Source organism: Wocania arenilitoris, from assembly GCF_021728535.1.
GTDB classification, from domain to species: Bacteria; Bacteroidota; Bacteroidia; order Flavobacteriales; family Flavobacteriaceae; genus Wocania_A; species Wocania_A arenilitoris.
In genome coordinates this window covers 55,566-81,948 of the sequence record NZ_JAKKDU010000010.1, presented here as the reverse complement: position 1 = coordinate 81,948, position 26,383 = coordinate 55,566, and the positions used below count along the sequence as shown (strand labels likewise).

General features: G+C 28.9%; 22 protein-coding genes. 21 read left to right on the top strand and 1 reads right to left on the bottom strand.

Going from position 1 to position 26,383, the window contains the following annotated elements; all coding sequences use genetic code 11:
* The first annotated feature begins 8 nt into the window (after nucleotides 1-8).
* The 8 genes from L3X37_RS09745 (at nucleotide 9) to L3X37_RS09710 (ending at nucleotide 8,273) form a co-directional block, all read left to right on the top strand.
* Complete coding sequence (locus L3X37_RS09745) at nucleotides 9-788, top strand: glycosyltransferase family 32 protein (RefSeq protein WP_237239989.1); 780 nt, start codon at nucleotides 9-11, stop codon at nucleotides 786-788.
* Nucleotides 789-1,916 (top strand): glycosyltransferase family 4 protein, encoded by a 1,128-nt coding sequence (locus L3X37_RS09740; protein WP_237239988.1) that lies wholly within the window; start codon nucleotides 789-791, stop codon nucleotides 1,914-1,916.
* Nucleotides 1,917-2,094: 178 nt separating this feature from the next.
* Entirely contained in the window at nucleotides 2,095-3,189 is a 1,095-nt protein-coding gene (locus L3X37_RS09735) for an EpsG family protein (RefSeq protein WP_237239987.1), read from the top strand.
* A 4-nt stretch (nucleotides 3,190-3,193) separates the two neighbouring features.
* Nucleotides 3,194-4,072, top strand: a complete 879-nt coding sequence (locus L3X37_RS09730; protein ID WP_237239986.1) for a glycosyltransferase family 2 protein — start codon at nucleotides 3,194-3,196, stop codon at nucleotides 4,070-4,072.
* Nucleotides 4,072-5,187 (top strand): glycosyltransferase, encoded by a 1,116-nt coding sequence (locus tag L3X37_RS09725; protein ID WP_237239985.1) that lies wholly within the window; start codon nucleotides 4,072-4,074, stop codon nucleotides 5,185-5,187. The genes L3X37_RS09730 and L3X37_RS09725 overlap by 1 nt, the downstream gene beginning before the upstream one ends.
* Entirely contained in the window at nucleotides 5,162-5,887 is a 726-nt protein-coding gene (locus L3X37_RS09720; protein WP_237239984.1) for a DUF2334 domain-containing protein, read from the top strand. The genes L3X37_RS09725 and L3X37_RS09720 overlap by 26 nt, the downstream gene beginning before the upstream one ends.
* Before the next feature lie 35 nt (nucleotides 5,888-5,922).
* Complete coding sequence (locus L3X37_RS09715; RefSeq protein WP_237239983.1) at nucleotides 5,923-7,371, top strand: MBOAT family O-acyltransferase; 1,449 nt, start codon at nucleotides 5,923-5,925, stop codon at nucleotides 7,369-7,371.
* 5 nt (nucleotides 7,372-7,376) lie between these two features.
* Nucleotides 7,377-8,273, top strand: coding sequence for a hypothetical protein (locus L3X37_RS09710; protein WP_237239982.1), 897 nt, complete (start codon nucleotides 7,377-7,379; stop codon nucleotides 8,271-8,273).
* A 66-nt stretch (nucleotides 8,274-8,339) separates the two neighbouring features.
* On the opposite strand, the gene L3X37_RS09705 is transcribed toward L3X37_RS09710, so the two are convergent.
* On the bottom strand, nucleotides 8,340-10,304 hold the full coding sequence (locus L3X37_RS09705) for a right-handed parallel beta-helix repeat-containing protein (RefSeq protein ID WP_237239981.1): 1,965 nt from the start codon (nucleotides 10,302-10,304) through the stop codon (nucleotides 8,340-8,342).
* A gap of 501 nt (nucleotides 10,305-10,805) precedes the next feature.
* On the opposite strand from L3X37_RS09705, the gene L3X37_RS09700 reads away from it, so the two are divergent.
* The 13 genes from L3X37_RS09700 to L3X37_RS09640 all read left to right on the top strand — a co-directional run bounded on the left by L3X37_RS09700 (nucleotide 10,806) and on the right by L3X37_RS09640 (nucleotide 26,383).
* The gene (locus tag L3X37_RS09700) at nucleotides 10,806-12,251 is read left to right on the top strand and encodes an MBOAT family O-acyltransferase (RefSeq protein WP_237239980.1); all 1,446 of its coding nucleotides are present in this window, start codon (nucleotides 10,806-10,808) and stop codon (nucleotides 12,249-12,251) included.
* Nucleotides 12,252-13,202 carry a hypothetical protein gene (locus L3X37_RS09695; RefSeq protein ID WP_237239979.1) on the top strand — a complete coding sequence of 317 codons (951 nt, stop codon included), beginning with the start codon at nucleotides 12,252-12,254 and terminating at the stop codon, nucleotides 13,200-13,202.
* Nucleotides 13,203-14,210 (top strand): GNAT family N-acetyltransferase, encoded by a 1,008-nt coding sequence (locus L3X37_RS09690; RefSeq protein ID WP_237239978.1) that lies wholly within the window; start codon nucleotides 13,203-13,205, stop codon nucleotides 14,208-14,210.
* A 28-nt stretch (nucleotides 14,211-14,238) separates the two neighbouring features.
* Entirely contained in the window at nucleotides 14,239-15,186 is a 948-nt protein-coding gene (locus L3X37_RS09685; RefSeq protein ID WP_237239977.1) for a GNAT family N-acetyltransferase, read from the top strand.
* 6 nt (nucleotides 15,187-15,192) lie between these two features.
* On the top strand, nucleotides 15,193-16,380 hold the full coding sequence (locus L3X37_RS09680) for a GNAT family N-acetyltransferase (RefSeq protein ID WP_237239976.1): 1,188 nt from the start codon (nucleotides 15,193-15,195) through the stop codon (nucleotides 16,378-16,380).
* A 2-nt stretch (nucleotides 16,381-16,382) separates the two neighbouring features.
* A complete protein-coding gene (locus tag L3X37_RS09675) occupies nucleotides 16,383-17,546 on the top strand; it encodes a GNAT family N-acetyltransferase (RefSeq protein ID WP_237239975.1) in 1,164 nt (387 codons plus the stop codon).
* Nucleotides 17,547-17,561: 15 nt separating this feature from the next.
* Nucleotides 17,562-18,782: a GNAT family N-acetyltransferase gene (locus L3X37_RS09670; RefSeq protein ID WP_237239974.1), complete on the top strand. Its 1,221-nt coding sequence runs from the start codon at nucleotides 17,562-17,564 to the stop codon at nucleotides 18,780-18,782.
* A gap of 8 nt (nucleotides 18,783-18,790) precedes the next feature.
* On the top strand, nucleotides 18,791-19,921 hold the full coding sequence (locus L3X37_RS09665) for a GNAT family N-acetyltransferase (protein WP_237239973.1): 1,131 nt from the start codon (nucleotides 18,791-18,793) through the stop codon (nucleotides 19,919-19,921).
* A gap of 106 nt (nucleotides 19,922-20,027) precedes the next feature.
* On the top strand, nucleotides 20,028-21,185 hold the full coding sequence (locus L3X37_RS09660) for a glycosyltransferase family 4 protein (RefSeq protein WP_237239972.1): 1,158 nt from the start codon (nucleotides 20,028-20,030) through the stop codon (nucleotides 21,183-21,185).
* A gap of 6 nt (nucleotides 21,186-21,191) precedes the next feature.
* Complete coding sequence (locus L3X37_RS09655; protein ID WP_237239971.1) at nucleotides 21,192-22,235, top strand: sugar-transfer associated ATP-grasp domain-containing protein; 1,044 nt, start codon at nucleotides 21,192-21,194, stop codon at nucleotides 22,233-22,235.
* A 1-nt stretch (nucleotide 22,236) separates the two neighbouring features.
* Nucleotides 22,237-23,541 (top strand): phenylacetate--CoA ligase family protein, encoded by a 1,305-nt coding sequence (locus L3X37_RS09650; RefSeq protein ID WP_237239970.1) that lies wholly within the window; start codon nucleotides 22,237-22,239, stop codon nucleotides 23,539-23,541.
* Between the two features lie 235 nt (nucleotides 23,542-23,776).
* Nucleotides 23,777-24,871 carry a hypothetical protein gene (locus tag L3X37_RS09645; protein ID WP_237239969.1) on the top strand — a complete coding sequence of 365 codons (1,095 nt, stop codon included), beginning with the start codon at nucleotides 23,777-23,779 and terminating at the stop codon, nucleotides 24,869-24,871.
* Between the two features lie 15 nt (nucleotides 24,872-24,886).
* Nucleotides 24,887-26,383 (top strand): AMP-binding protein, encoded by a 1,497-nt coding sequence (locus tag L3X37_RS09640; protein ID WP_237239968.1) that lies wholly within the window; start codon nucleotides 24,887-24,889, stop codon nucleotides 26,381-26,383.

Sequence of the window (26,383 nt, the reverse complement as noted above, 5' to 3'; positions counted from 1 at the left end):
TACTTATTATGATACCCAAAATTATCCATTATTGTTGGCTAAGTGGGGATGAATTTCCTCCTCTAATACAAAAGTGTATTGATTCATGGAAAGTAAAATTACCTGACTATGAATTTATATTATGGGACACAAATAGGTTTCCATTAGAAAAAAACGATTGGGTAAGAGAAGCTTTTGAAACTAAAAAATATGCTTTCGCTGCAGATTACATAAGGTTATATGCCGTTTATAATTATGGTGGTATTTATTTAGATACAGATGTAGAAGTAATAAAGAGTTTTAATGATTTACTTAATCGTCCTTATATAGCGGGAGCTGAAGGTCTTGGGATAATAGAAGCTGGGGTTTTTGGAGCTGAAAAAAATAATGCTTGGGTAAAACAATGTTTGGATTATTATAATGAAAAATCATTTATAAATGACGATGGCACATTTAATACTTTAACTTTGCCTAGGATTATGATGTCACAAATTTCAAAAACTAGAACATTCAAAGAAGTCCACCCTAGTTTACTTGAAGCAAGTCTCCAGATTGACGATACAGGTACACTATATATGTTTCCTAAAGATTTTTTCTGTGCAAAAAACCACGGTACTGGTATGATAGAAAAAACAGATAACACCTACTCTATTCATCATTTTGCCATGTCATGGATTGCAAAAGAAAGAACTTTTTTACCTAATATAAAACGAAAATTAATGTCCTTTTTTGGAGTTCGTTTTATTAATAATTTTATACGCCTATTTGGTTTAAGAAAGTTAAAACGCATGTTTAAGAAAAATAATTAAATGAGAATTGTTTATTATACAGATCAAATCTATTTGCATGGCGGTTTAGAGCGTGTACTAGCAAATAAACTTAACTATTTTTCTCAGAACACAAACTTTGAACTTCATGTTGTAACTTTTCAACAAGGAAACAATCCTCCATGTTATGATATTAATGACAAAGTTAAATTTCATGATTTAAGTATTAAATATGATAGAAAAAAGAGCTTTTTACATCCTAAAAATATAAAGCATGCACCAAAGCATTATCTCAAACTTAAATCGAAAATCAAGCAAATTAATCCAGATGTAATAGTCGTTTGCAATTATGAGTATGGTTTCTATTTTATACCACTAATAACTAAAAAGGCTATTAAAATTAAGGAGTATCATTCCTCTGGTCATTTTAATTATATATCAAGACTAAATAATAAAAAATTTATAAAAAAATGTGTCTATAAAATTTCAGATTACTTTGAATCCAGATATGATGCTTTAGTTCTTTTAACTAAAGATGAACTTAAATATCATAATTCTAACAATACTTTGGTAATTCCAAATGCTATAACACATGTCAGCTCTCAATCGGCAGATTTATCGAACAAAAAAGCTATTAGTGCAGGAAGAATTGCTCCAGTAAAAGGGTTTGAATATTTGATAAAATCCTGGCAAACTGTAATTGAATCATGTCCAGATTGGACTCTAGAGATTTATGGTGAAGGTGAAGGTGAATATGTAAAAGAATTAGAAAGTCTAATTAAATCTTTAAATTTAGAAAAGCATGTTTTTTTAAAAGGAGCAACACAACAATTAGACTGTAAAATGTTGGAGTCTTCAATTTATGTTATGTCATCATTAACAGAATGCTTTCCAATGGTAATTCTAGAAGCTATGTCTTGTGGTTTACCTGTTGTATCCTTTGATTGTCCAAATGGACCAAGGCATATGATAGAACACAACTTAAATGGTTTATTAGTAGAGTATTTAAATAAAAACAAACTTTCAGAAGGTTTAATTGATTTAATAAACAATATAGACAAACGAGAGTTTATGAGTAATAATGCTAAAATAAACGTAAATCGTTATAAAGAATCGGTTATTATGCCATTATGGTTAGATTTATTTAAAAAAAATCATATCAGAAACTAACATACATCGAAAAAAAATGCAGTTTAAAAGATAATTCAAAAAAAAATGAAAAAACCATAGTATGTTCGCTTAGTTATCATACTTCCCTCGCTATATTTTAACGAATAAATTATTTTAAAATTAAAGAATAGGCTACTCATAATAAGAATTTTATGACCCAAATAATAATGAAAAGTTTATGATTGACTTTTTTCCATTAGAGCATTACTACGACGTATATATTCATTTTTGTCTCTTTTTAGTAGTCGCTAACCTTCTACATGCCTATTCGGTAAGTTTAAATGATGAAAAAAATATAAAATTTTTAAGAACTTCAGGCTATGTATTACTAATCTTGATTACGCTTTATTTAGGATTGCGCCCTATAAGTGGTAGATTTTTCGGAGATATGGGTACATATTCAAGGTACTTTATGGGGTATGCCAATGGACTTCCTGTAACAACAGAGAAGGATGCTTTATTTCATTTTTATATGAAGACATTATCGTACGTAGTTGGCAAGCATACCTTTTTTTTAATAACAGCAGCTCTTTATATTTTTCCTCATTACATCATTTCAAAAAAACACTTTAAGCCATATTGGTTTTATGCTTTTTTAATGTTTGTCGTATCATTATCATTTTACACCTATGGTACTAATGGTATTAGAAATGGTGTTGCAACTGCTTTGTTTCTATGGGGATTATGCTACCCAAAGAAAAAAATTATAATGGGTGTATTATTTCTAATTGCAGTTTTATGTCATAAATCTTTACTTCTTCCTGTAATGGCTTATGTTTTAACTCTAGTCTATAATAAACCTAAAACGTATTTAATTGGCTGGTTATCTGCCATTCCAATATCGTTAGTTCTAGGGTCTGTTTTTATTACTATTTTTACAAGTTTAGGCTTTGGAGACGATCGGTTAGCAGGTTATCTTTCAGGAGAATATACCGAAACAGAAATTAAAACCGGATTTAGATGGGATTTTCTTTTTTATAGTGCCTTTCCCGTTTTTGCTGGCTGGTATTATATTTTTAAAAAAAACTTTCAAGATAAATTTTATTCCCAACTATTTAATACCTATTTAATCTGTAATGGATTTTGGATTTTGGTAATTCGAGCAAACTTTTCAAACCGTTTTGCTTATCTATCATGGTTTCTTATGGCAATCATTATAATATACCCACCGCTTAAGCAACTAATGTTTAAAAATCAACAAATTATGATTGCAAAAATAGTTGTTACCTATTTTTTATTTACTTATTTAATGTATTTTGTTTATTATAATTAAAGCTATGAAAAGATTAACCGTTTTTACCCCAACATATAACAGGGCATTCTGCTTAGGCCAATGCTATGAAAGCCTTATAAGGCAAACCAATAAAAATTTTAAGTGGCTCATTATAGATGATGGTTCGCAAGATAATACTAAGTCTTTAGTAAACTCTTGGATTAAAGAAGAAAAAATAGACATTCAATATCATTATCAAGGTAATCAAGGTATGCACAGTGCCCATAACGCTGCTTATAACATTATAGATACCAAGCTTAATGTTTGTATAGATTCAGACGACTTTATGCCTGATGATGCTGTGGAAAAAATATTATCTATCTGGGATCAACAAGAAAATACTATAAACATAGCTGGTATTATTGGATTAGACGCTTTTAAAGATGGTACTGTACTGGGAAGAATACCTAGCGATTTAAAATACTCTACCCTAGCAGAGCTAGAGCTAGTTTATAAAATTAGAGGCGATAAAAAGGTGGTTTTAAGAACCGATGTAGTAAAAAAATATCCTTTATACCCCATTACTAAAGAAGAACGTTTGGTGCCATTAGGCACATTATATTTAATGATTGGGCAAGAATACCAATTTGTTTGTAGTAATGAAGTCTTTTGTATTATTGAATATCTTGAAGGTGGTTCGTCTAAAAATATTCTAAGTCAATATAAAAAAAGCCCTAATGGTTTTCGCTATTCTAGGATACTGGAAATGAAATACTCCAAAAGTTTTTTTTACACTTTTACAAGAGCTATGCATTATATATCATCTTGTATTTTTTTAAAAAAATGGTTTTTTACTTCTGAAAACCCAAAGAAATTTACAACGTTGTTAGCATTGCCATTTGGTATTTTACTTCATTGTTATATTCTATTTAAAATCAGATAATGAAAATTCTGCATATCATAAATAGTTTAGATACTGGTGGGGCAGAAAAGTTAATCTTAGAAACACTTCCACTACTTAACAAAAAAAATGTTAAAACAGATTTGGCAGTTTTAAATGGTTACGAATATCCATTTTTAAAAGCTCTAAAAAAACTTAATTGCTGCAAAGTAATTTCATTGGGGAATAAAAGTGTTTATAATCCGCTTTTAATTTTTAAAATCATTCCGCTTTTAAAACATTACGACTTAGTACATGTGCATATTTTTCCATCACTTTATTGGGTGGCTTTGGCTAAAATAATTAGTTTTTCAAAAACCAAATTGGTTTACACAGAACATAGTACTTCAAACAATCGAAGAAAAAAATACATCTTTAAAATAATCGATAAAATTATATACAGTTTTTATTCAAAAATCATAACTATTTCACTAGAAGTTGATTATAATATCAAGTCGCATTTGGGATTTAAAAATGAGCGATTTGTTTTGATTAAAAACGGTATTAATTTAGAAACTATTAAAAACAGTGATCCCATTGCTAGAAATGAGATTTCTTCTAACTTAAACGACTCATTTTCAATAGTAACCCAAGTGTCATCATTCAGATATCCAAAAGATCAAAAAACTGTTATAAAATCTTTGAAAAAATTAGAAGATAATGTGGTTTTGGTTTTAGTTGGTGATGGACCACTTCGAGACGAATGCGAAGATTTAGCCAAAGAAATAGGAGTTGCCCATAAGGTATTCTTTTTAGGTATTAGAATGGATGTCATAGGCATTCTTAAAGCATCAAATATTATTATTTTATCATCACATCACGAAGGGCTTTCGCTTTCTTGTGTTGAAGGTATGGCTTCAGGAAAAGCATTTATTGCTTCTGATGCTCCAGGTTTAGGAGACATTGTTAGAGATGCAGGAATATTGTTCCCGATTGATGATGATGATAGTTTAGCAAAAGAAATAAACAAACTACTATCTGATAAATTACATTATAGTGAAGTGGTAGTAAATTGTCTCAATCGTGCTGAAGACTATAGTATAAAAAACACTATCAATAAAGAAATAAACTTATATAAATCGTTATTAGAAAATGAAATATTTATTCAGACTAGATGATGCTTGTGAAACCATGAATTGGGAAAGGTGGCTCAAAATGGAAGCTTTATTAGACAAATATAATATAAAACCTTTAATTGCCGTTATTCCCAACAATGCAGACCCTGGTCAAAAAATTGACCCTCCAAGAGAAACATTTTGGCAATGGGTAAAAAACTTAGAACAGAAAGGATGGGAAATAGGCCTACATGGTAATAACCATGTATTCCAAACTAAAGAAGGTGGTATTAACCCTATCCATAGTAGGTCTGAGTTTGCTGGAGTGCCTTTAACTGAACAAAAAAATAAAATAAAAAAGGGAGTTGAAAAATTAAAATCAGAAGGATTAAATCCAAGAATATTTGTTGCCCCAGGACACACTTTTGATTTAAATACTCTAAAAGCTCTAAAAGCTGAAAGTGATATCAATATTGTTAGTGACACAATGGGATTTATGCCATATAAAAAACATGATTTTGTTTTCATACCACAACAACTAGGTCAAGCTAGAAATGTTTTTTTACCAGGTATTTTTACAATGTGTTATCACCCTCATGGTATGAACGATAAAGCATTTTATAATTTAGAGCAATTTCTAATAAAAAACAAGAACAAGTTTTTAAGTTTTCAAGAATTAAATTTAAGTCAAGTTAAGCCTAAAACCATAATTAGTAAGCTATTATCATTTTCTTATTTTCAATTTCGTAAAATGAGAAAATAATAGCCCATATTGAATCAATTTAAAAATAGACATATATGCTTTTTAATTCAATAGACTTTGCTATATTTCTTCCTATAGTTTTCATACTATACTGGTTTGCAACTAATAATAATTTAAAAACTCAAAACATATTAATAACTATAGCCAGTTATGTGTTTTATGGTTGGTGGGATTGGAGATTTTTATCGTTAATAATATTTAGTACGCTAGTAGATTATAGTATTGGTATTAGCTTATCTAAACAAGAACATCCTACAAAACGGAAGTTACTACTTTGGACAAGCATTTTTGTAAACTTAGGGTTTTTAGGTTTTTTTAAATACTATAATTTCTTTTTAGACAACTTCATCACAGCATTCTCTTTCTTAGGGCAAACCATTCAGGCAAGCAGTTTAAACATTATTTTACCTGTAGGTATTAGTTTTTATACTTTTCAAACACTAAGCTATTCTATAGATGTATATAGAAAAAAATTAAAACCTACAAAAAACTTTATTGCTTTTTCAGCCTTTGTTTGCTTCTTTCCGCAATTAGTCGCTGGCCCTATCGAAAGAGCGACACACTTGTTACCTCAGTTTTATAATAAAAGGAAATTTGAGTATAATAAAGCTATAGATGGTTTACGACAAATTCTTTGGGGTTTATTTAAAAAAATAGTGATTGCAGATAATTGTGCACAATTTGCCAATCACATATTCAACAATTCAACAGAAATGAATGGAAGCACCCTAGTAATAGGGGCACTTTGTTTTACCTTCCAAATATATGGTGATTTCTCAGGGTATTCTGATATTGCTATTGGTACATCTCGCCTATTTGGTTTTGATTTAATGCAAAATTTTAATTTTCCGTATTTCTCTAGAGATATAGCAGAATTTTGGAGAAGGTGGCATATCTCTCTTTCAACTTGGTTTAGAGATTACTTGTATATCCCACTTGGAGGTAGTCGTGGTGGAACGTGGATGAAAGTTAGAAACACGTTCATTATCTTTATTGTTAGTGGTTTTTGGCATGGTGCCAATTGGACATTTATTATATGGGGTGCGCTAAATGCATTTTATTTTTTACCACTTTTATTAACTAATAATAATCGTAATAATATAAATACAGTAGCACAAGGGAGATATTTACCGAATTTTAAAGAATTATTCTCCATACTGATAACTTTTGGGTTAACTGTATTTGCTTGGATATTCTTTAGAGCAACAAACTTGAGTCATGCCATAAGTTATATCTCAGGTATTTTTTCAAGTACACTAATAAAAATTCCTGATATTGAAAATATAGGTAAACTATCAATTATCTGCTTTTTAACTATGTGCTTTCTTTCGATAGAATGGATGGGAAGATTAAACAAATATGCTATTGAGAAACTACATTTAAAATTTCCAAAACCTTTAAGGTGGGGATTTTATTATCTATTGATAATTAGTATTGTATATTTTCAAGGAGAAGAACAACAGTTTATTTATTTCCAATTTTAAAAAGCATGAGAAAATTTATTAAAAACTTTTTACTCTTTTTATTACCAATACTTGCCACTTTTTTTATTCTTGAATTATTGGTTAGGAAGTCTAATAGCCTCTATAGAGAAAAGTGGGAAGGCTATATTTCTAAATCTGACTCTATAAATATTCTAGTTTTGGGGAATTCGCATGCAATGAACGCCATTGACCCGAGAGAGTTTGATTTGTTTGCCTATAATATGGCATTTGCATCTCAATCATTGTATTACGATAAAGAAATTGCTTTAAAAAACATTGACAACATGCCTAACCTCAAATATGTTTTGATAAGCGTTGATTATCATTCGTTTCATGCTAAACATAATGAAGCAAGAGACATTTTTTATCATTATTATTATGGTATAGACTATGGCAATAAAAAATATTTCTTTGAAAACGTCTCTTGGGTAAAGACATTAGGTTTCAAGCAAACAATTAGAGAGCATATTCCAAGGTCAAAAATCAACCCTTATCGTGGTTTTGATTTTAGCTATGATTCAACTAACTGGAATGTAATGAATAGTTTAGAAGGAAAAAAAAGAGTAGAACAGTTTGAGAACTCTTTTATTAATAACGAAAAAGACGTAATAAATAATTTAATCGATTTTATTCAAGTTTTAAAATCTAAAGATATTATTCCTATTTTAATTACTCTGCCTTGTCACGATTATTTCACAAGTCATCTAAATAAAGATATTGTCAAAAATAATGAAAAAACTATTAAACAAATTAGCGATTTAAACAAGATAGAATATTATAATTTTATTGATAGTAATTACCCTGATTCTCTTTATTATAATGTAGATCATCTAAATAAGCATGGTGCAAAAAAAATATCGAAAAAATTAAATGGGATAATTACTTCTTTGAATAAAAACTAATTTAAAACATAAAGGCGAAGTTTATATAAACTTCGCCTTTTGAGTTTTTTTATACTAAGATTATTTTTAATCACAAGTATTATTTTCTTTAACAATATTAACTGCATCAGTATTGTCATCTTGAAAACATCTACCATCCGTAACTATATTGTCAATGAAACTAAGATCAGAGCAACCTTCACTGATTCTAATTATTCCATTTTGAAAAGTATTCCCTATTATGTTAGCATTAGATGCATATATTGTTCTAATTCCTGAATTATGACTAACATTATTTTTAAAATCAAACCCTCTAATTTTATTAAAACTAGAATTATTATTATCTATAGAGGTCAGTTCATTATCACGAATTGTTATACTATACTCTTTATTTTCTTCTTCTAAATTCATACCTGTAAACCTAAAAGGAGAACCTTTTACTTCTATAGTATTACTGTAAATATCAATATTATCGGCATAATTAGTTGTTTTATTACCAATCCCTTCACTTCTAAACACATTGCTAATTATGGTGTTTTCACGTATCTTGCTGTCTCTAGACCTTATTATTTGAATTCCAGATTTACAGTTTATCATGGTGTTATGATGAAGATCCATACCAGGATCTTGTAAAAAAATACCATTATCAAAATCTGTGATAGTATTACCATAAACCTCATTACTATGGTTTAATTCGTTGCCATAACCATAGTTACGATCATCTCCAGCATAAATGGCTACATTCAAACTTGTACTATTAGGGTTTCTCTTAAAGGTATTATTTCTAACAATAGAATGCGTAGTTTCACCAATAGCAATAGTACTTTCCATGTCGTTATTTTCATACGTGATATAAGACCCTCTAGCATTAATAAAGCCACCAGCTACTGATCCACGCTCAATATTATTTCTAATAATAACGTGATCTACGGTTTCATATTTAATACCATTTGCCCATACTGGCTCAATATCTATTGCCCATCTTGGCGCAGTTCCATTTGAAAATTCAGTGTCAACACCAGAATCTATTATTTCATTATATTCTATAATAATATTTTTACCCCCAGTAATTGACATACCAAGACGTCTAGCTCTTAATATTTTATTATTTGTAATTAAAATATTATCAGCAGGAGTGTAATGAGCATCATATGTATGCCCTAAAGAGTTTATGTTTATGCCATCACCACCAGCATCCATAAGTGTCATCCCTTTTACAGTAGCATTATAACTTGCTTTAACAAGCACTAAATGTCCCCACTCATGCTTTGAACTAGTATCAGAATAATCGTGTGTGTCTCTATCACCATGTAATACTCCGCCTTCAAGAATAGCATTATCTGCTTCAAAAAGGGTTATTAATACAGTATTTTTATAATTATTGGGTTGCACCCACAAATGAGAGTTATCAGTCATAATTACATGCATATCAGCAGGAACTTGTATAGCAGAGTCTTGTGGGGTTTGTTTTGGTAAAACAAATTCTGGTTGGGTCTGAAAATAAGCATTTATAGCATCTATTTTTATAGTAGTTATGCCTAGTTCTTTTGCCATTTTCATTACATCATTAATAACTATTTTATTATTGTAAGCCACTTCATCATTTACAACACCTTCTACAATACCCCACCTCTTAGGATCAAAATTAAATATAGGGTCTTTAAATAGTGGCGTTGTCCCACCAATAGTTAAAGTTGCGTTTAAAAAGTTTCCATCAAAAGTTGATCCACCAGAAAAATTAATTGTTCCGTTAATTATATCACCTCCTTCATAGACTATAGTTACATTTTCCGGAAGGTTAATTGTTTCTCCTCCTAAATCCATTACACAATTTATTATAACAGTTGTGTTTGCTTCAATGCTACTTAAAGTAAAGTCGCAAGGCAAAGTAGTATCTACTGCTGCGGGCGTAGTGGTAGTAGTGTCTGGATCTTCAGTATCTTCTTCAACAACTTCCACTTCAGGTTCTACAAATAATTCTTCTTTATTGCAAGACATCATAGATGCCATAAATAAAAAGGTAAATAACAAGGTTTTCATAATCGCTTTCATAAATTCTTAATGATTTGGGGGAATTAATGCTTAAACCAAAAATAAAATAAACTTAACAATCATCGTTTAAGTGATTTATTTTTTCGATAAAATACATTTGTTTTGATGTTAATAATCGACTAAATGCATATTTAAGCGATTAAGTGTATTTTATATTTTATAATTAGTCTTTATATACGTACTAAAAATTGATTTTGGATGTCCCTCACTAAATTAAAATCTGACAAAAATATGATATTATCGATAAAGAGCTTAAAAATGTTAATAAGTCAAGCTTACTTGTTAATAACTAAATGCTTAGTAAACAAATACATACACATGTTATAAAACTGCTTTGAATTGCAAAAAATTAAGAGCTAAAGATATTCAGTTAACAAGTTTTTAATACCATTTATCTATTGAACATTTATATTTACTTTTAATCTTAATTAATAAACTCTTTTAAATAGAATTAATTATGTTCGCATAACCAAAGTTCTTACCTACTAAACTGTTATTTAGATGCTATTCAACTCTTTTGAATTTCTTCTTTTTTTCCCAATTGTGATTATTGGATTTTATGCATTACCACATAAGTATAGATGGTTATGGCTACTTGCTGGTAGTTACTTTTTTTATATGGTGCATGAACCAGAGCTTATAATACTGCTCTGCATTTCTACACTTGTAGATTATTATTGTGGTTTAAAAATGTATACAACTAATAATCCGAAGGTTAAAAAAAGATATTTGATTCTAAGTATTTTCACAAATGTTGGTATCTTATTTTTATTTAAGTACTTACTATTCTTCACTACAAACCTTGAATCGTTTTTAGGATTTTTTGGAGTTGAGCTTTTATTAGAAGAAACCACCAGCTCTTATAATTTTACAAATATTTTACTGCCAATTGGTATTAGCTTCTATACATTTCAAACCATGAGTTATTCGTTTGAAGTTTACAGAGGCAACATAAAGCCAGAAAAGCATTTAGGTGAATTTGCACTTTATGTGGCGTTTTTTCCGCAATTAGTTGCAGGACCTATTGAACGTGCTTCGAGATTACTACCACAATTAAAACAAAAAGTAAGCATTAATATCCCTAATATTAAAAAAGGATTAATTCTTATGGCTTGGGGTTTTTTCTTAAAAGTAGTAGTTGCAGACCGATTAGGTATATACGTAGACGAAGCCTTTGCAAACCCAGATTCACCCCATAGCATTTCGTTATTATTAGGGAGCGTTTTCTTCTGTTTTCAAATATATTATGATTTTTCTGCATACACTTCTATTGCAATTGGAGCTGCTAAAACAATGGGTTACGATTTAATTCAAAATTTTAATCGCCCCATTTTTGCTACATCTATTGCTCAATTTTGGCAGCGTTGGCACATTTCTTTTACCCAATGGCTTCGAGAGTTTTTATATAAACCTTTGGTTAAGCAATATAAAATTAACCGATTAACTGCAGTATTTATTGTTTTTTTTATTAATGGTTTGTGGCATGGCGCCAATTGGACCTTTGTTGTTTGGAGTTTATTAAATGCATTAATACTTGTTATAGAAATTGCTACAAAACAAGTTCGTTTCAAATTATTTAAAAAATTAAATATACCTATTAGGTTTATTGAATTATCTGGTTGGTTTGTTGGTATTAGCTACATTATTTTAACCTTAGTGTTTTTTAGATCTCCTTCTATTTCTCATGCTTTAATATACTTAAAAAGCATGTTTACTTTTGGTAGCTTACACATCAATATTTTAGGAAATTATTTTGAATTGTTTTTATGCATAATATTAATATTAGTTGTTCAATCTATATATTATTATAAAGGTAATAGTAAGGTTTATGAAATCGTAACACAGCGCCCGAACTATGTTAGGTATTGCATGTATTTAGGTTACATACTAATTATAGTTCTTTTTGCAATAAATAGGCAAAACACATTTATTTATTTTCAGTTTTAAATGAAATTTATCATTAAAATATCGCTATTTTGTTTGCTTTTTATAGCAGTTTATTTGTTTTATGTAAACAAGCTATCAAAAGGTTATGTAGACCAGTATTACAATAAGCTTACACAAGAATCGGGCAGTTTAGTAATAGGGTTATCTAGAGCAGATCAAGATATTGTACCACAGGTATTAGAAAAACAACTGAATGATTTAGAGTTTGATATGCCAATTACTAACTTTGCCATGAACCTTAATCATTCTGCTTACGGTGAATTATATTTAAAAGGCATAAAAGAAAAACTTAAACCAAATTTAAAACAAAGCTTATTTATTCTTTCAGTATCTCCTGGGGCATTCACTGCACCTTTAAAAATGAAAGATGAAGACATTTTTGAAATGGACAAAAAAGGCATTATTGGCAAAACTAAAGACCTAAAGCACAAGCCTAATTATGATTATATAATTAATAATTTCGAACACCCTTTATATTATTCAATAATAAGTCTCAATTCTTGGAGTCATCACTATGCCCATGATAACGGTTGGAATGAAGTGAAGCTCATTAATAATTCCGATAAACTGAAAAAAGAAGATATGCTGTTATGGAAAACACAAACTATTGATTATTATAACAAAAAAAAGGAATTGCAAGAGGTTTCAAAATACCGGATAAATGGATTTATTGAAACTGTAAAGTATTTAAAAACCAAAGGAGAAGTATTTTTGGTAAGATTACCAGCTGATGCAGATATAATAGATTTTGAAAATTCGCACTGGCAATCGTTTAATAAAGAAATGGATAGTATATCTCAAAACCAAAATGTGGCGTTTTTTAACTATACAATGCAAAACACAAATTACCAAACCTACGATGGATCACACATGGTTTCTGAAAGCGCTAAAGCTTTTACAAAGCAATTAAGCTCTGACATAAAAGAATATTTAAAAGAAAAAAATCCCTAGATGAAAAACAACCCTTTTTTATCTGATATATTTAAAACCATTTGGTTAAAGCATTTTAACTATGGCAAGGGCGATTTTACATTTAATTTTATCACAAACTTAACGTTCGTTAAAAGTAGATTTTTACCAATATTCTGTAATACAGGAAAAAATAACACCAAGAGTGTTTCCTACAATTTCTCTGATATAAAAACAAAAGATTACAAAGGGCGTGTTTTTATAATTTTCGATATACCCTCGCATTTAAATACTATAATAACCCCAGAAAAACACAGCAAAATAGGGATTCATAAAATAACACAATATCCAGGTTTTAGAATTAATTTAAAAGGCTATTCAAATTTAAACGATTACAAACTTGATGTTATAAGTAAAAAAAGCCGATATAAATTTAAATCCTATGCTAAAAAAATCGAGTCGTCAGTCAATATCTATCATAAAGTTTATTACGAAAATATTGATGATGAAACCTACGAGTTTGTTTTTGGATATTTTAAAACACTTCTTAGAAAGCGCTTTTTCAATAAAAAAACAAACAACAATAATTTAAGTCCGCAGGAATGGGCCTTTTATAAAGAGGTTACCTTACCCATGATTCGTAACAAAGCTGCAGCTCTTTTTGTAACTTATGATACTGATAAACCTATAGCCATTAACTTGGTTAATTTTTCTAAAACAACAATGTACGATGTAATTCGTGTGTTTGATATAGACTATGCCAAATACAGACTTGGTGTTGTTGGTATTATGAAGCAAATTGAGTGGTGTATTGAAAATAATTTAGAGGCATTGGATTTTTCAAAAGGTTATTTTGAGTATAAAAAAAGATGGTCGAATCAGCCTTATTGGTTTGAATATCACATATATTATGATAAAAAATCGTTGATTCCTTGCTTAATAGCTTTAGCTTACAAACAGTTTTATACGTTCAAATTATTTTTACGTCGACATGATTTAATAAATTTTGTACATAAATTATTATTTTTTAGAAACAAAAAAAACATGTAATCATAACGTAACAATTTTGTGGTAACCTATGGTACTTAACAAACTTATCCATTCGCATGCTTTAGTTTTCAATTTATTTTTAGAAAACAAAATAAGTGCGTTTTATACCAGTAATGCCGTAAATAACTTATCTCAAAAGCTTTTTAAAATTAATAATAATGTTACTACAAATAACTTTAAAAGCGTTTATTTGGTTAAAGATATTCCCAACTACATAAGTTTTTCATTAAAAAATCTAGATCAAAATATTAAGTTAAAAAAAATATTACAATACAAAGGGTATTTAGTTAACCTAATTGATTATGAGGATGCTCTAGCATATATTAATAAAAATCTTAGTAAAAGGAATAGGAAAAATTTAAAATCGAAAACTAGCAAATTCTACAGCAATAATAAGATATCATCAAAAGTTTACTTTGGATTTATAGATAAAAACGAGTACCATTTGGTGTTTAAATCATTTTACAAACTGCTCAAAAACAGATTTGACGAAAAAAAAATTCATAACCGATATTTATCAAAATGGAGCGATTTGCAAGCTTCAACCTATCAAAAAATTTTAGATAAAAAAGCGTCTTTATTTGTAATATACGATAATGAAAAACCTATTGCCATTACATTAAACTACCACGTAAGCGATATGGTTTTTAGCCACATACAAACTTATCATACGGCCTATTCTAAATATAATATGGGCGATATTTGTATGGTAAATCATTTAGAATGGTTAATAAAAAATAATATTGCGGTGTTCGATCTTGCCATAGGAAAAACATACTACAAAGAAAAATGGTGTAACCACGAGTACAATTTCATGTATCATGTTTTTTACAACAAAAAATCTATTTTATCCAAATTAAATGCCAATATTATTGCGGTAGAATTAAAAATCATTCAGTTTTTAAGAAATAAAAATATTATAGGTAAACTATTTATGATTGATAAATTGCTATACAAGTATAAAAACAGAACTTAAAGTATAATGCTAAATCGAATTAAGCCCAAAAGTTTAGATGTTTTAAGCGCTTCCTTAGAAAGAAAGGAGGCTTTACCTGTTTACAATACAATAGTAAACACCATTACCAATTCTACAATTTACGAGCGTAAAAACTCAATGGAAAACAGTGATTACCTATATTGTATTTACGATTTCCCTGATTATTTAAAAGGACTTGTTACCCAAAAAAGTTGGAAACTACAAACCATAAACACATATAAAGGGTCTTTAATATTATTAAAAAATTATAAGAATACTGACGCTTATTTAAAAACCAAGTTTAGTGCAGCCAGACGATCTAAATTCAGAACTTATCAAAAAAGGTTAGAAACATGTTTCAATATCCAGTACAAAACCTATTTTGGAGCCATTGATAAAGCAGATTACGAGTCGCTTTTCGAGGCTTTTTATGAGATGATAAACAAACGATTTTTAGAAAAAAAAATACAAAACTACGATTTGTTACGCTGGCATATTTACCAAGAGATTGCATACCCTTTAATCAATAACAAAGAAGCTGCATTATTTGTAATTTATAGCAATAAAAAACCTATTAGCATATGCCTTAATTTAGTTAGAAACAATACAATTTACGGCTATATTAGAACATACGATGTGGATTACTCTAAATTCTATATTGGGTTTACAGATTTTATAAAGCAACTGCATTGGTGCTTTGAAAATGGCATTGAAATTTTCGATTTATTAAAAGGATGTTACCCATATAAAAACAAATTAATCGATACTCAATACAATTTTCAAAAGCACGTAATTTACAATACAAAGTCTTTTTTAACTGTGCTTTCGGCTAATATTATAGTTGCCAGAACCAGAGCGTTTTATTCTTTGGTTAAGGTTTTAAAGAAAATGAATATGAATGTATTCTATCACAAAATCATGGCTTACAAATACCGAAATAGAGCGCTAAGTAGACTTGATGACGATTCAAAAAAAGTTAGTATTGAAAATATCCCTAAAATAAATTCGAACGAAAATTTATTAAAAATAGATTTAAACGATGAAGCTTTTAGTTGTTTAAAAAGACCTGTTTATAACTTTTTATATACTAATCAAGATTCTATTGATGCCGTTGAGGTTTTTAAATTTTATAACGAACCCAATAGTTTTTTAGTAAAAGGAAAAAAACAAATGCAAAAAATAACGCTTAATTAATTTTGGCAAAAACCAAGTACATAACATTTTTAAAGGCTTTATTAACTGGCGTAGGCCTACCTCCTATTTATCATACAAACACTGATAGTAATGGAGTCCATTTTGATGTTAAAGCTAATACAGAAGCAGTAAATAATAAACATGTATTTGTGGTTAAGGATATTCCTGATTATTTAAATATTAAAACCTTAAAAAAGCCTGATACAATTATAAAAAAAGTAAAAACATTAAAAGGTCATTTAGTTGAATTGTACCCGTTTAAAACTATTTCGGAATACTTAAACCAAAACTTTAGTAGCAAAAGCAAATCAAATTTAAGACGCTATAATAGCCGATTAGAAACCTGTTTCAATATTAAATATGTATCGTATTACGGCGACATTACAAAACAAGAATATGATAGGCTTTTTGTAGTTTTAAAAGATTTATTAATACGCCGATTTGAAGAAAAGCAAGAGGCCAATTACGAACTGCAGCATCTTGATGAATTCCATGAGATTGTCTATCAATTAATATTAGATAAAAAAGCAAGCTTATTTGTAATCTATGATGCCAACAAACCCATAAGTATTAGAATAAATATGTTTAATAAATTTCTAGCGTTTTACATACTTAGCGGCTACGATATAGATTATTCTAAATTCCATTTGGGTAGTATTGATATGCTAAAAAATATTGAATGGTGCATTGATAATGAATTTAAAATTTACGATTTATTAAAAGGCTATGATTACTACAAAACAAAATGGGCAACAAAATCTCATGATTATTATAATCATATTATTTATAACACTAATCCATTATTACTAGCTATTAAAGGAACCATATTATACACTAAAGAAAAACTTAAATATAAAATTTATAACACACTAAAATATAGCGTTTTAAGAAACACTTATAAAAGTGTTAAAACTTCTAATTTTAATAATAGAAGACAAAAAAATTCAGTTTTCATATCAGATTTGAAAGTGGTACAAAACACAGAAAAAACAATTATTGATATTGAAAAAAACAAAGATTATGCAGTTTTAAGAAAACCTGTTTACGATTTTCTTTTTTTAACTAAGCAATCTATTAACGATATAGTAGTTAGTAAACTAGCCAAAAACAAGTTTCTTTTACAATCCAAAACAAAAACACAGCTTTTAACAATTATAAAGAAGTGATTTTTTTATAAAAAGATGAAAGAAAACAAAAAACATATAATCAACAGCTTATTTTTAGATCTTTTTTTTAAAAATAAGTGCTTCCCTCCTTTTTATAAAAAAATAACTAACTCATTTTTAAATAGTATCGTATATGAATCTGATGCAAAAACAACCAGTAAGTTTAGCAATTTAACTTATGCTATTAGCGATATACCAAGCTATTTTATTGCAGAATTTAACAAGAGCTACAAACATTTAAAGCTTTTAAAAACACCTTTGTATTTGGGGTTTTTAATCAATCTTTCAGTATTTAAAAACCTTGAAGACTACCTTAACAACCATTTAGGTAGACCTAGAAAATCGCAGTTAAAACGCTACAGAAAGCGACTAGACAAATGCATATCACCACAATATAAAATCTTTTACGGAGATATTTCAAAAGAAGAATATAACTTTACTTTTAAAAAACTTATTGAATTAACTCAGCGCAGGTTTACACAAAAAGAGGAATTGAATTTTGAGCTCCCCTATTTAGAATTATATCAAGAGATTATGTACCCAATGATACTAGATAAAAAAGCAAGCATATTTATTATTTATCACGACAAAAAACCAATAAACATAACACTTAATTTTATTGAAGATGCCACTATTTTTCATTGGAATAGCTGCTACGATATTGACTACCAAATGTTTAATTTAGGCCATATAAATATGGTAAATCATTTAGAATGGGCATTTAACAATGGCTTTAAACTATTTGATATGGGTCGTGGCGACTTTTTGCATAAAAGAAAGTATGTAAACGAAAGCTACATGTACTACGAACATATAGTTTACAACTCAAAATCGATAATAGCATACATCTCTGCAAAAAGTAAACTTTTAAAGTTAAAGTTGCGTTTTGCTTTGATTAAACTTCTTAAAAAAACCAATTTACATTTGTTGTACGGAAGATATGCTAAATATAAATACAAGTTTGCTAAATCGAGAAACAACAAAAACAATGAAGTTAAAATAAGCACAGATACAATTTCTGAAATCCCAAAATTAGAAACCTTAACATTAATTGACTTAACTATTGGTAAATATGATTTTTTAATAAAACCACTAAACTATTTTTTACATAAAAGTCAAGATAACGTATCTCAAGTAAAGGTTTACATGGATAAAAAGAATTCTCAAGTTTTTTATTTTGAAGGCACAAAAAAACAACAGAAATTAAGTATTGAAAACCAAAAAGGTTTACTTTAAAGCTATAAATGAGCAGTAAAAATAAAATACCGGTGTTTCCTAATTTATTTAGAACAAGTACAATTTGCAATTTGTACAAAAGCATTGAGTATTTTAATTTAAAAGTTAGCAATGCTATTGTTAACAAGGATTTTAAAACAAATAAAAATACTATTTATTCACATCGATTAGTACCAGAATATTTCAAATTAAACCTAAGAGACACATCATTTAAAACCAAAATAATACCTGAATGTAATTGGGGATATTCTATTTTATTAAACCCATCCGATTCTATTGATGGCTTTATGCAGCGACAATTCAACTCAAAAAAAAGAAACATTTTTACACGCTATGTAAATCGCTTAGAAACCTGTTTTGATGTTGAATACAGAATGTTTTACGGTAATATAAGTGAAACCGATTACAACTTTATTATGCAATCTCTGTATAACATGATAGTAGCTAGGTTTAAAGAGCGTAACGAACTACATAAAAACCTGCATGAATGGGATTATTTATTAGAAAATACGTTTTCAGGCATTATTAATAAAAAAGCTTCTTTGTTTGTAATTTACAACAAAGATGAACCTATTGAAATTTCGTTGAATTATCATTTCGACAAAGTGTTGTTTAGCTATTTATCATCCTATAATATCGATTATTCAAAATTCGGTTTGGGTCATATTGAAATTTATAAGCAAACCGAATGGTGTGCTATTAACGGCTATATTCTTTTCGAAATGGGTGTTGGCGGTATGGATTACAAACGCAGATGGAGTAATAATATTTACAGGTACAACCACTATGTAGTCTATAATAAACAGTCTTTTAAGCTTAGGTTATTAATTACTAAAATACAGTTAAAGGAATATTTAAAGTCTAAAAAAGTAAATGAAGTTTATCCAAAAATTAAAGCTTTTTTTAAAAAGGAAGACATACAACAGAACTCTATTTTCATCTCTAAAATAACACCAATTAGCCTCTTAAAAACTAATGATTATGAGAAAATAGAAGATAATAGTCATCTGAAAAAACATATCAATAATTTTTTATATACAACAAAAAACCACATAAACGATATATGCATTTATAAAAATGAACATTACTATATAATTAAAGGAAAAGAAGAATTTCAAAAAATCAAGTTCAATCAATAAACTGTTAATCGCTTAAGCTTGTAAAACAAGGATAAAATCACATGAAAACTAATTACTTTTATATATTTGTCAACATGTCTAACAAAAGACTAATACAGCCGCTTTTATGAAAAATAAAATCATTAGAATTACTACAGTACCACTGTCTTTGAGCGGTTTGTTACATGGGCAATTAGGGTACATGAAAAGCCATTATGATGTTATGGGAGTGTCATCAATGGGAAAAAACAATCAACTTGAAAGTGTTGCTAAACACGAAAACATCCCTACTGTTGCTATTGAAATGACAAGGAAAATTACGCCTTTAAAAGATATTGTTGCTGTTTATAAATTGTACAAACTATTTAAAAAAGAAAAGCCTTTTATTGTACATTCTCATACTCCAAAAGCTGGTACTTTATCTATGCTTGCTGCTAAATTGGCAGGTGTTAAACACAGGCTTCATACCATTGCCGGTTTACCGCTTTTAGAAGCTACTGGTTTAAAAAGGTTTTTACTAAATACAGTTGAAAAAGCCACTTATGCATGTGCTACAAAAATTTACCCTAATTCGTTTGGGTTAAATGATATTATTATTGAGCACAGGTTTACAAAACCTAGCAAATTAAAAGTTATAGCTAACGGTAGCTCTAACGGCATTGATACTTCTCATTTTAATCCAAAAGTAATTAATGATGACGCTAAAAAAAGAAAACTCAAAGAAAGTTTAACTATTAATGAAGATGATTTTGTTTTTGTTTATGTAGGTAGATTAGTTTCAGACAAAGGCGTTAATGAATTATTATCTGCTTATAATAAATTAAGCAATGAAAAAGAAAAGATAAAACTATTATTGGTTGGTGGTTATGAAAACGAGCTGGACCCACTTCTACCAAAATCGATGGAAATAATAAAAAACAATAAAACCATAGTTTCTGCAGGTTGGGTAAATGATGTAAGACCATTTTTTGCAATATCAGATGCCTTGGTTTTTCCGAGTTACAGAGAAGGTTTTCCAAATGTAGTTATGCAAGCTGGTGCCATGGAATTACCTAGTATTGTTACAAATATTAACGGTTGTAATGAAATTATAGAGCACAACAAACACGGTTTAATTATTCCTGTTAAAAATGTAGATGCCATTTATAACAGCATGAATTATATTTTAAACAACCAAAAAATATCCAAAGAAATGGGTCTTGCGTCGCGTGCAAATATTGTTTCAAAATTTGAACGCATAAAAGTATGGGAAGCTATGCTTGAGGAGTATAATAGTTTAAATTAAAGGTTTATGCTGTCAAGATTACGACACTTAAATGTATTTATTAAAGATAAAAACAAAAAAGGCTGGCTAAAAATCATCAAGGAGATAATACACTTCTCTTGGGTTAAAAAAGATATTCCTTCTGATTATTTTAGAAAATTTTTATACAGAAATGATGTTTCTGACTACACTAACTATTTAACGCTAAAAGAGTATTATAGCATTATTAATTCGCCTAAAATAATTGTTCCAGAAGCAGGTTCCATTTTAAACAATAAGTTAAGCTTTGCGCTTTTTGCAGAAAAAAACAAACTGCCTACACCAAAACTAATAAGCTATAATTTAACTAATAGTTTTTTTTTCAATGGTAGTTTTAAAACTATAAAGAGCTCAAATGACCTCATTGCTTTTTTTAAAGATGTATTTAAACAAATTGATAAATCAAAATTATTTTTAAAACTCTTTAATTCTTTGGGTGGTAAAGGTTGTATACTTTTAGAAAAAAACAGACTAAACGAACAAATAAGTTTGCATAAAGACGATTTACTAAATAATTGCTACATCCATCAAAAAGTAGTAATACAGCATAGCGATATTAGCAAAATTTACAATAACTCTATCAACACTATACGCATTGATACATTTATAGACAAACAAAAAAATATACATGTGCTTTCGGCTTTAATGCGTTTTGGTGCAGGAAATAGTTTTGTTGATAATGCAAGTGCTGGTGGTTTTTCAATTGCTTTAGACCTAAACACTAACAAACTAAAAGGTCCTTGCAGACAAGATTTATCTAAAGGAGGTAAAGTGTTTTTTGCCCACCCAGATTCGAATACCAAACTCGATGGATATAAAATACCATATGTTACAGAAGCTTGTAAACTTGCTAAAACAGCTTCTAAATTACTACCTAGTCGTCTTATTGGTTGGGACATTGCTATAACACCTAGAGGCCCATTAATAATAGAAGGCAACCAGGGTCCATCGTTACACCTTACAGACGTTGCTTATGGTGGGTATTGCAAACACCCAATAATTCAAGATATATTAAAAGAAATTAAAGAATAATATGAGACCCATTTTAGTTTTGTTTGAAAATTTAAGGTATGCTAGTTATTGGTTTATTGATTTGCTTAAAGGGCAAGAAATTAAAAAACATACTAAAGATATTAGCTTTATTCTAGAAAATTTCTCATCAGCTAAATCTATTGAAAAAAGGAAAAAAAGCTTAGTAAGCTTAATTGAGCACGCAAAACAAACTACTAATTTTTATAATAAGTATAATGGCTTTGAAACCTTTCCGGTAATTAATAAAAATTTAATTAGAGACCAATTAACTAATTTTCAATCTGAAATATTTAAAGCTAAAAAAAACAAAGCAGTTTCTACAAGTGGTTCAACTAGTGTAGCTCTTAAATTATATCAAAATCAAAATAAAGTAAATAGGAATACCGCAGATTCCATTTATTTTGGAAAACTAGCAGGTTTTAAAATAGGATATAAATTATTATATCTACGGCATTGGGATGATAACCTAAGTAGACCTCCTTTTGTTAAGTTTATGCAAAATGTTGATGAATTAGAAGTCACAAAACTAAATGATGCGTATATAGATAGTGTAATAGAAAATATTACTAAAGACTCTTCTACAAAAGGATGGATTGGCTATCCATCTGGCTATGAGCTAATTTGTAAATATTTAGACAAGACACAATCTAAACCATTTCATAGCAACGTTAAATCTATTATTGCTATGTCTGAAAACTTAAATAGTTACACAAAAAAAACCATGCAGAAATATTTTGGTGTACCAGCAGTATCAAGATATTCTACTATGGAAACAGGCATTGTTGCTCAGCAACAAATAAATTGTAACCATTACATCGTTAATTGGGCAAGCTATTATGTTGAAATATTCAAAATTGATGAAGATAAGCCTGCTGAAAAACATGAATTAGGAAGAATTGTAGTTACAGATTTGTATAATTATGCCATACCAGTTATTAGATACGATACTGGAGATTTAGGCATTATAGATTACACAGTTACCCCTCCTGTTTTAAAGCACGTAGAGGGTAGAAAATCTGATGTTATATACAATACAAAAGGTGAAATTATATCGTCGTTTATAATAACAAATGTTGTAGAATATAAAGGTATAAAGCAAGGGCAATTAATTCAAGAGCAACAAAAAGAATATGTTTTAAAGCTAAACAGTACTGATGAGTTTAATGAAAAAGCCAAATTACTAAAGCAATTTAAAGGCTTTTTAGGTAATGATGCCAATATTAAAATAGAATATGTAAACGAAATTCCGCGGTTATCTTCTGGCAAACAGAAAGCAACCATTAATAACTTTATTAAAAACACGTAATGCCTTATTTTAGGATTAGCCTTTTTTAATCTTCAATTGTAGTTAATCTATGTGATTTCTGCAGCATATATCATAGGCAAATCTTTTAAAAGACAACTACAACATATAATACCAAAACAAGTCATTTGACGATAAAACGTTAATAAACAACGTAAAATTAAAAATCTATGCCAATAGTATTATATATTTGGATACAAGTAAATACATTATTACCCCCATTTAATCTATTGCATAAATGAGTGAAGAACTAGAAATTGTTGGCTTAACCAAAGATATGCTTCGTGATTTTGTTAAAAACAATACGCTTTGGAAAACTGATTTAGCTCCTATGCCAAGGAGCAAAGCTATTTGGCTAATTTCTAATGAAAGAATTGATGAGAATGATTACTGTGGCGTTTTAGCTTACGAAGGCAAAAAAATGGTGTCTTTTATATTCATGTTTCCTGATTTAATAAACAACAAAACCGCAACAGGCAAAAAAGCCTATTGGATGATTGATTGGTGGGTAATTGGTAAATACAAAGACACTATTCTTGGAACTTACATTTATAACCAAGCTGTAAAATTTGCTGAAAAACAAGTGCTTATTAAAGGCTACACAGAAAACGTACAAGAATTTTATGACAAGCAACCTTTTACTGTAATAGCCTCAAGATTAAGACATACCTTATTTTTTAGTTTAGATTCGTCAATGTTGATTGGGAAATTCAGATTCCTAAAGTCGGTAAAATTTATTATTGATGGTGTTGATGCCATTATCAGCAAATCCATCCGATTTATTAACAATAAAAAATTAGGTAATAAAACTAAAACATTAAAATACGATTTTATAAACCAATTAGATACTGATACTTGGAATTTTATTGAACCACTTTGCAAGAATGATTTAATTTTAAAAACTTACAATTACGTTAATTGGCAACTCGATAATAATCAATACCTGCAACTACCCATCTCAAAAACACCTTATAAAAATTTACAAACAGGCATTAGTGATAATATTCATATACATAACTTAAAAATTATTTCAGAAGATAAAATTATAGGCTTCTTATCTTATGTTGTTAATTATAATGAGTTTAATGTAAAATATTTTTTAGTTAAAGATGAAGATAATTACAATTTATGCGTTGATGCACTAATGGAAAACCTTATCAAATCTAAACGAAATTTTATGTTTACAGATGATACAAAATTATCCGACAACATTAAAAAAAGATACTTTACACTATTTATACATAAAGTATTAAAAAAAGGACTAGTGCATAACGACACCAAGTTTGATTACGATAGTGTAACTATGTTAAACAGAGACGGCCATTTTTATTAAGCCTTTTTGCACATCATGAAGTATATAAATAATTTACAAAAATCTATTGAAACTCATTATGAGAATAATGCGTTTTATATAAATAACATCTATTATACATATGCAGATTTTGCTCAAGAAATAAGTAAAATAAGAGCTACGATTGATAAAAGTATTGAAACTTCTTCAAAATTAATTGGCTTAATAGCTAACGACGATATACAAACTTACGCCGCTATTGTTGCTTTTTGGTTAGAAGGAAAAGCCTATGTACCTATAAACCCTGAGCATCCTATTGATAGAAATATAGAGATTCTAAAGTCATTAGAAACAAGCTATCTATTCGATTCAACCAATACCGCTAACTTTGATGGATTTACAGTTTTAACGCCAGTAAAAGAAAAAACCTTTGCTATAAACCTAAAACCAAAACCAATAGCAAAAAACGATTTAGCATATATACTATTTACTTCTGGATCTACAGGCAGCCCTAAAGGAGTACCTATAACTTACAATAATTTAAACGAATTTATAAAAGCCATAAACTTTGATGGCGAGTTTAAACTCAATGCATCCGACAGGTGTTTGCAAATGTTCGAGCTTACATTCGATTTTTCGGTAGTGTCCTATATTTTTCCATTGATAGAAGGTAGTTGTATTTACACCGTCCCTCGAAATTCAATAAAATATTTTTATATCTACAAGCTAATTCAAAAATACAAACTAACGGTGCTGTCTCTAGTCCCCTCAATAATCCATTATTTAAGACCTTATTTTAATGAAATACATGCGCCAGAAGTCCGTTATTGTAGCTTTGGCGGCGGTGCCTTATTCAATGATATTATAGAAGAGTGGAACAAATGCATACCAAACAGTAAAACATTTAATTATTACGGACCAACCGAAAATACTATATATAGTAGCTATTACAAATTAAACAAAAATAGCAATCAAAATACCACGCATAATGGTGTTATATCAATAGGTAAACCACTAAATAATATTGTTTATATTATAATTGATAAAAAAAATCAAGAAGTTTCTGATGGCGAAACAGGAGAATTAGCATTAGCCAGCGGTCAACTAACTCCAGGGTATTGGAAAAACAAAAAGAGAAATAACGAATCCTTTTTTACTAAAACTGTAAACGGCGATAATTTAAGATTTTATAAAACAGGAGACCTCTGCTTTAAAGATACTCATAACAATTATATGTATTTGGGAAGAATTGATTTTCAAGCAAAAATAAGAGGTTTTAGAATTGAATTGTCTGAAGTAGAATTTCATGCCAAAGCCAGTTGCACTGAAAAAGTAAATATGGTAGCCATAGATGTATTTAATGATTTAGGCAATGCCGAATTAGCATTGGTAATAGAATCCAAAGTGTTTAATACAGATCATATGGTTGCACATATGAAGGCGAAAATGCCCGATTATATGATTCCTGACCACATAAAATTTACAAAAGAATTACCTTATAACACAAATGGTAAAATAGACAGAAAAATATTAAGAACCCTCTTTGACAATTAA

Coding starts and splice junctions, on each gene's coding strand:
- L3X37_RS09695 (WP_237239979.1), top strand. CDS start 12,252: ATGAAATTTATCATTAAAATATCGCTATTTTGTTTGCTTTTTATAGCA.
- L3X37_RS09710 (WP_237239982.1), top strand. CDS start 7,377: ATGAGAAAATTTATTAAAAACTTTTTACTCTTTTTATTACCAATACTT.
- L3X37_RS09685 (WP_237239977.1), top strand. CDS start 14,239: ATGGTACTTAACAAACTTATCCATTCGCATGCTTTAGTTTTCAATTTA.
- L3X37_RS09655 (WP_237239971.1), top strand. CDS start 21,192: ATGCTGTCAAGATTACGACACTTAAATGTATTTATTAAAGATAAAAAC.
- L3X37_RS09670 (WP_237239974.1), top strand. CDS start 17,562: ATGAAAGAAAACAAAAAACATATAATCAACAGCTTATTTTTAGATCTT.
- L3X37_RS09715 (WP_237239983.1), top strand. CDS start 5,923: ATGCTTTTTAATTCAATAGACTTTGCTATATTTCTTCCTATAGTTTTC.
- L3X37_RS09730 (WP_237239986.1), top strand. CDS start 3,194: ATGAAAAGATTAACCGTTTTTACCCCAACATATAACAGGGCATTCTGC.
- L3X37_RS09680 (WP_237239976.1), top strand. CDS start 15,193: ATGCTAAATCGAATTAAGCCCAAAAGTTTAGATGTTTTAAGCGCTTCC.
- L3X37_RS09660 (WP_237239972.1), top strand. CDS start 20,028: ATGAAAAATAAAATCATTAGAATTACTACAGTACCACTGTCTTTGAGC.
- L3X37_RS09705 (WP_237239981.1), bottom strand. CDS start 10,304: ATGAAAGCGATTATGAAAACCTTGTTATTTACCTTTTTATTTATGGCA.
- L3X37_RS09690 (WP_237239978.1), top strand. CDS start 13,203: ATGAAAAACAACCCTTTTTTATCTGATATATTTAAAACCATTTGGTTA.
- L3X37_RS09640 (WP_237239968.1), top strand. CDS start 24,887: ATGAAGTATATAAATAATTTACAAAAATCTATTGAAACTCATTATGAG.
- L3X37_RS09740 (WP_237239988.1), top strand. CDS start 789: ATGAGAATTGTTTATTATACAGATCAAATCTATTTGCATGGCGGTTTA.
- L3X37_RS09725 (WP_237239985.1), top strand. CDS start 4,072: ATGAAAATTCTGCATATCATAAATAGTTTAGATACTGGTGGGGCAGAA.
- L3X37_RS09700 (WP_237239980.1), top strand. CDS start 10,806: ATGCTATTCAACTCTTTTGAATTTCTTCTTTTTTTCCCAATTGTGATT.
- L3X37_RS09645 (WP_237239969.1), top strand. CDS start 23,777: ATGAGTGAAGAACTAGAAATTGTTGGCTTAACCAAAGATATGCTTCGT.
- L3X37_RS09735 (WP_237239987.1), top strand. CDS start 2,095: ATGATTGACTTTTTTCCATTAGAGCATTACTACGACGTATATATTCAT.
- L3X37_RS09745 (WP_237239989.1), top strand. CDS start 9: ATGATACCCAAAATTATCCATTATTGTTGGCTAAGTGGGGATGAATTT.
- L3X37_RS09720 (WP_237239984.1), top strand. CDS start 5,162: ATGAAATATTTATTCAGACTAGATGATGCTTGTGAAACCATGAATTGG.
- L3X37_RS09665 (WP_237239973.1), top strand. CDS start 18,791: ATGAGCAGTAAAAATAAAATACCGGTGTTTCCTAATTTATTTAGAACA.
- L3X37_RS09650 (WP_237239970.1), top strand. CDS start 22,237: ATGAGACCCATTTTAGTTTTGTTTGAAAATTTAAGGTATGCTAGTTAT.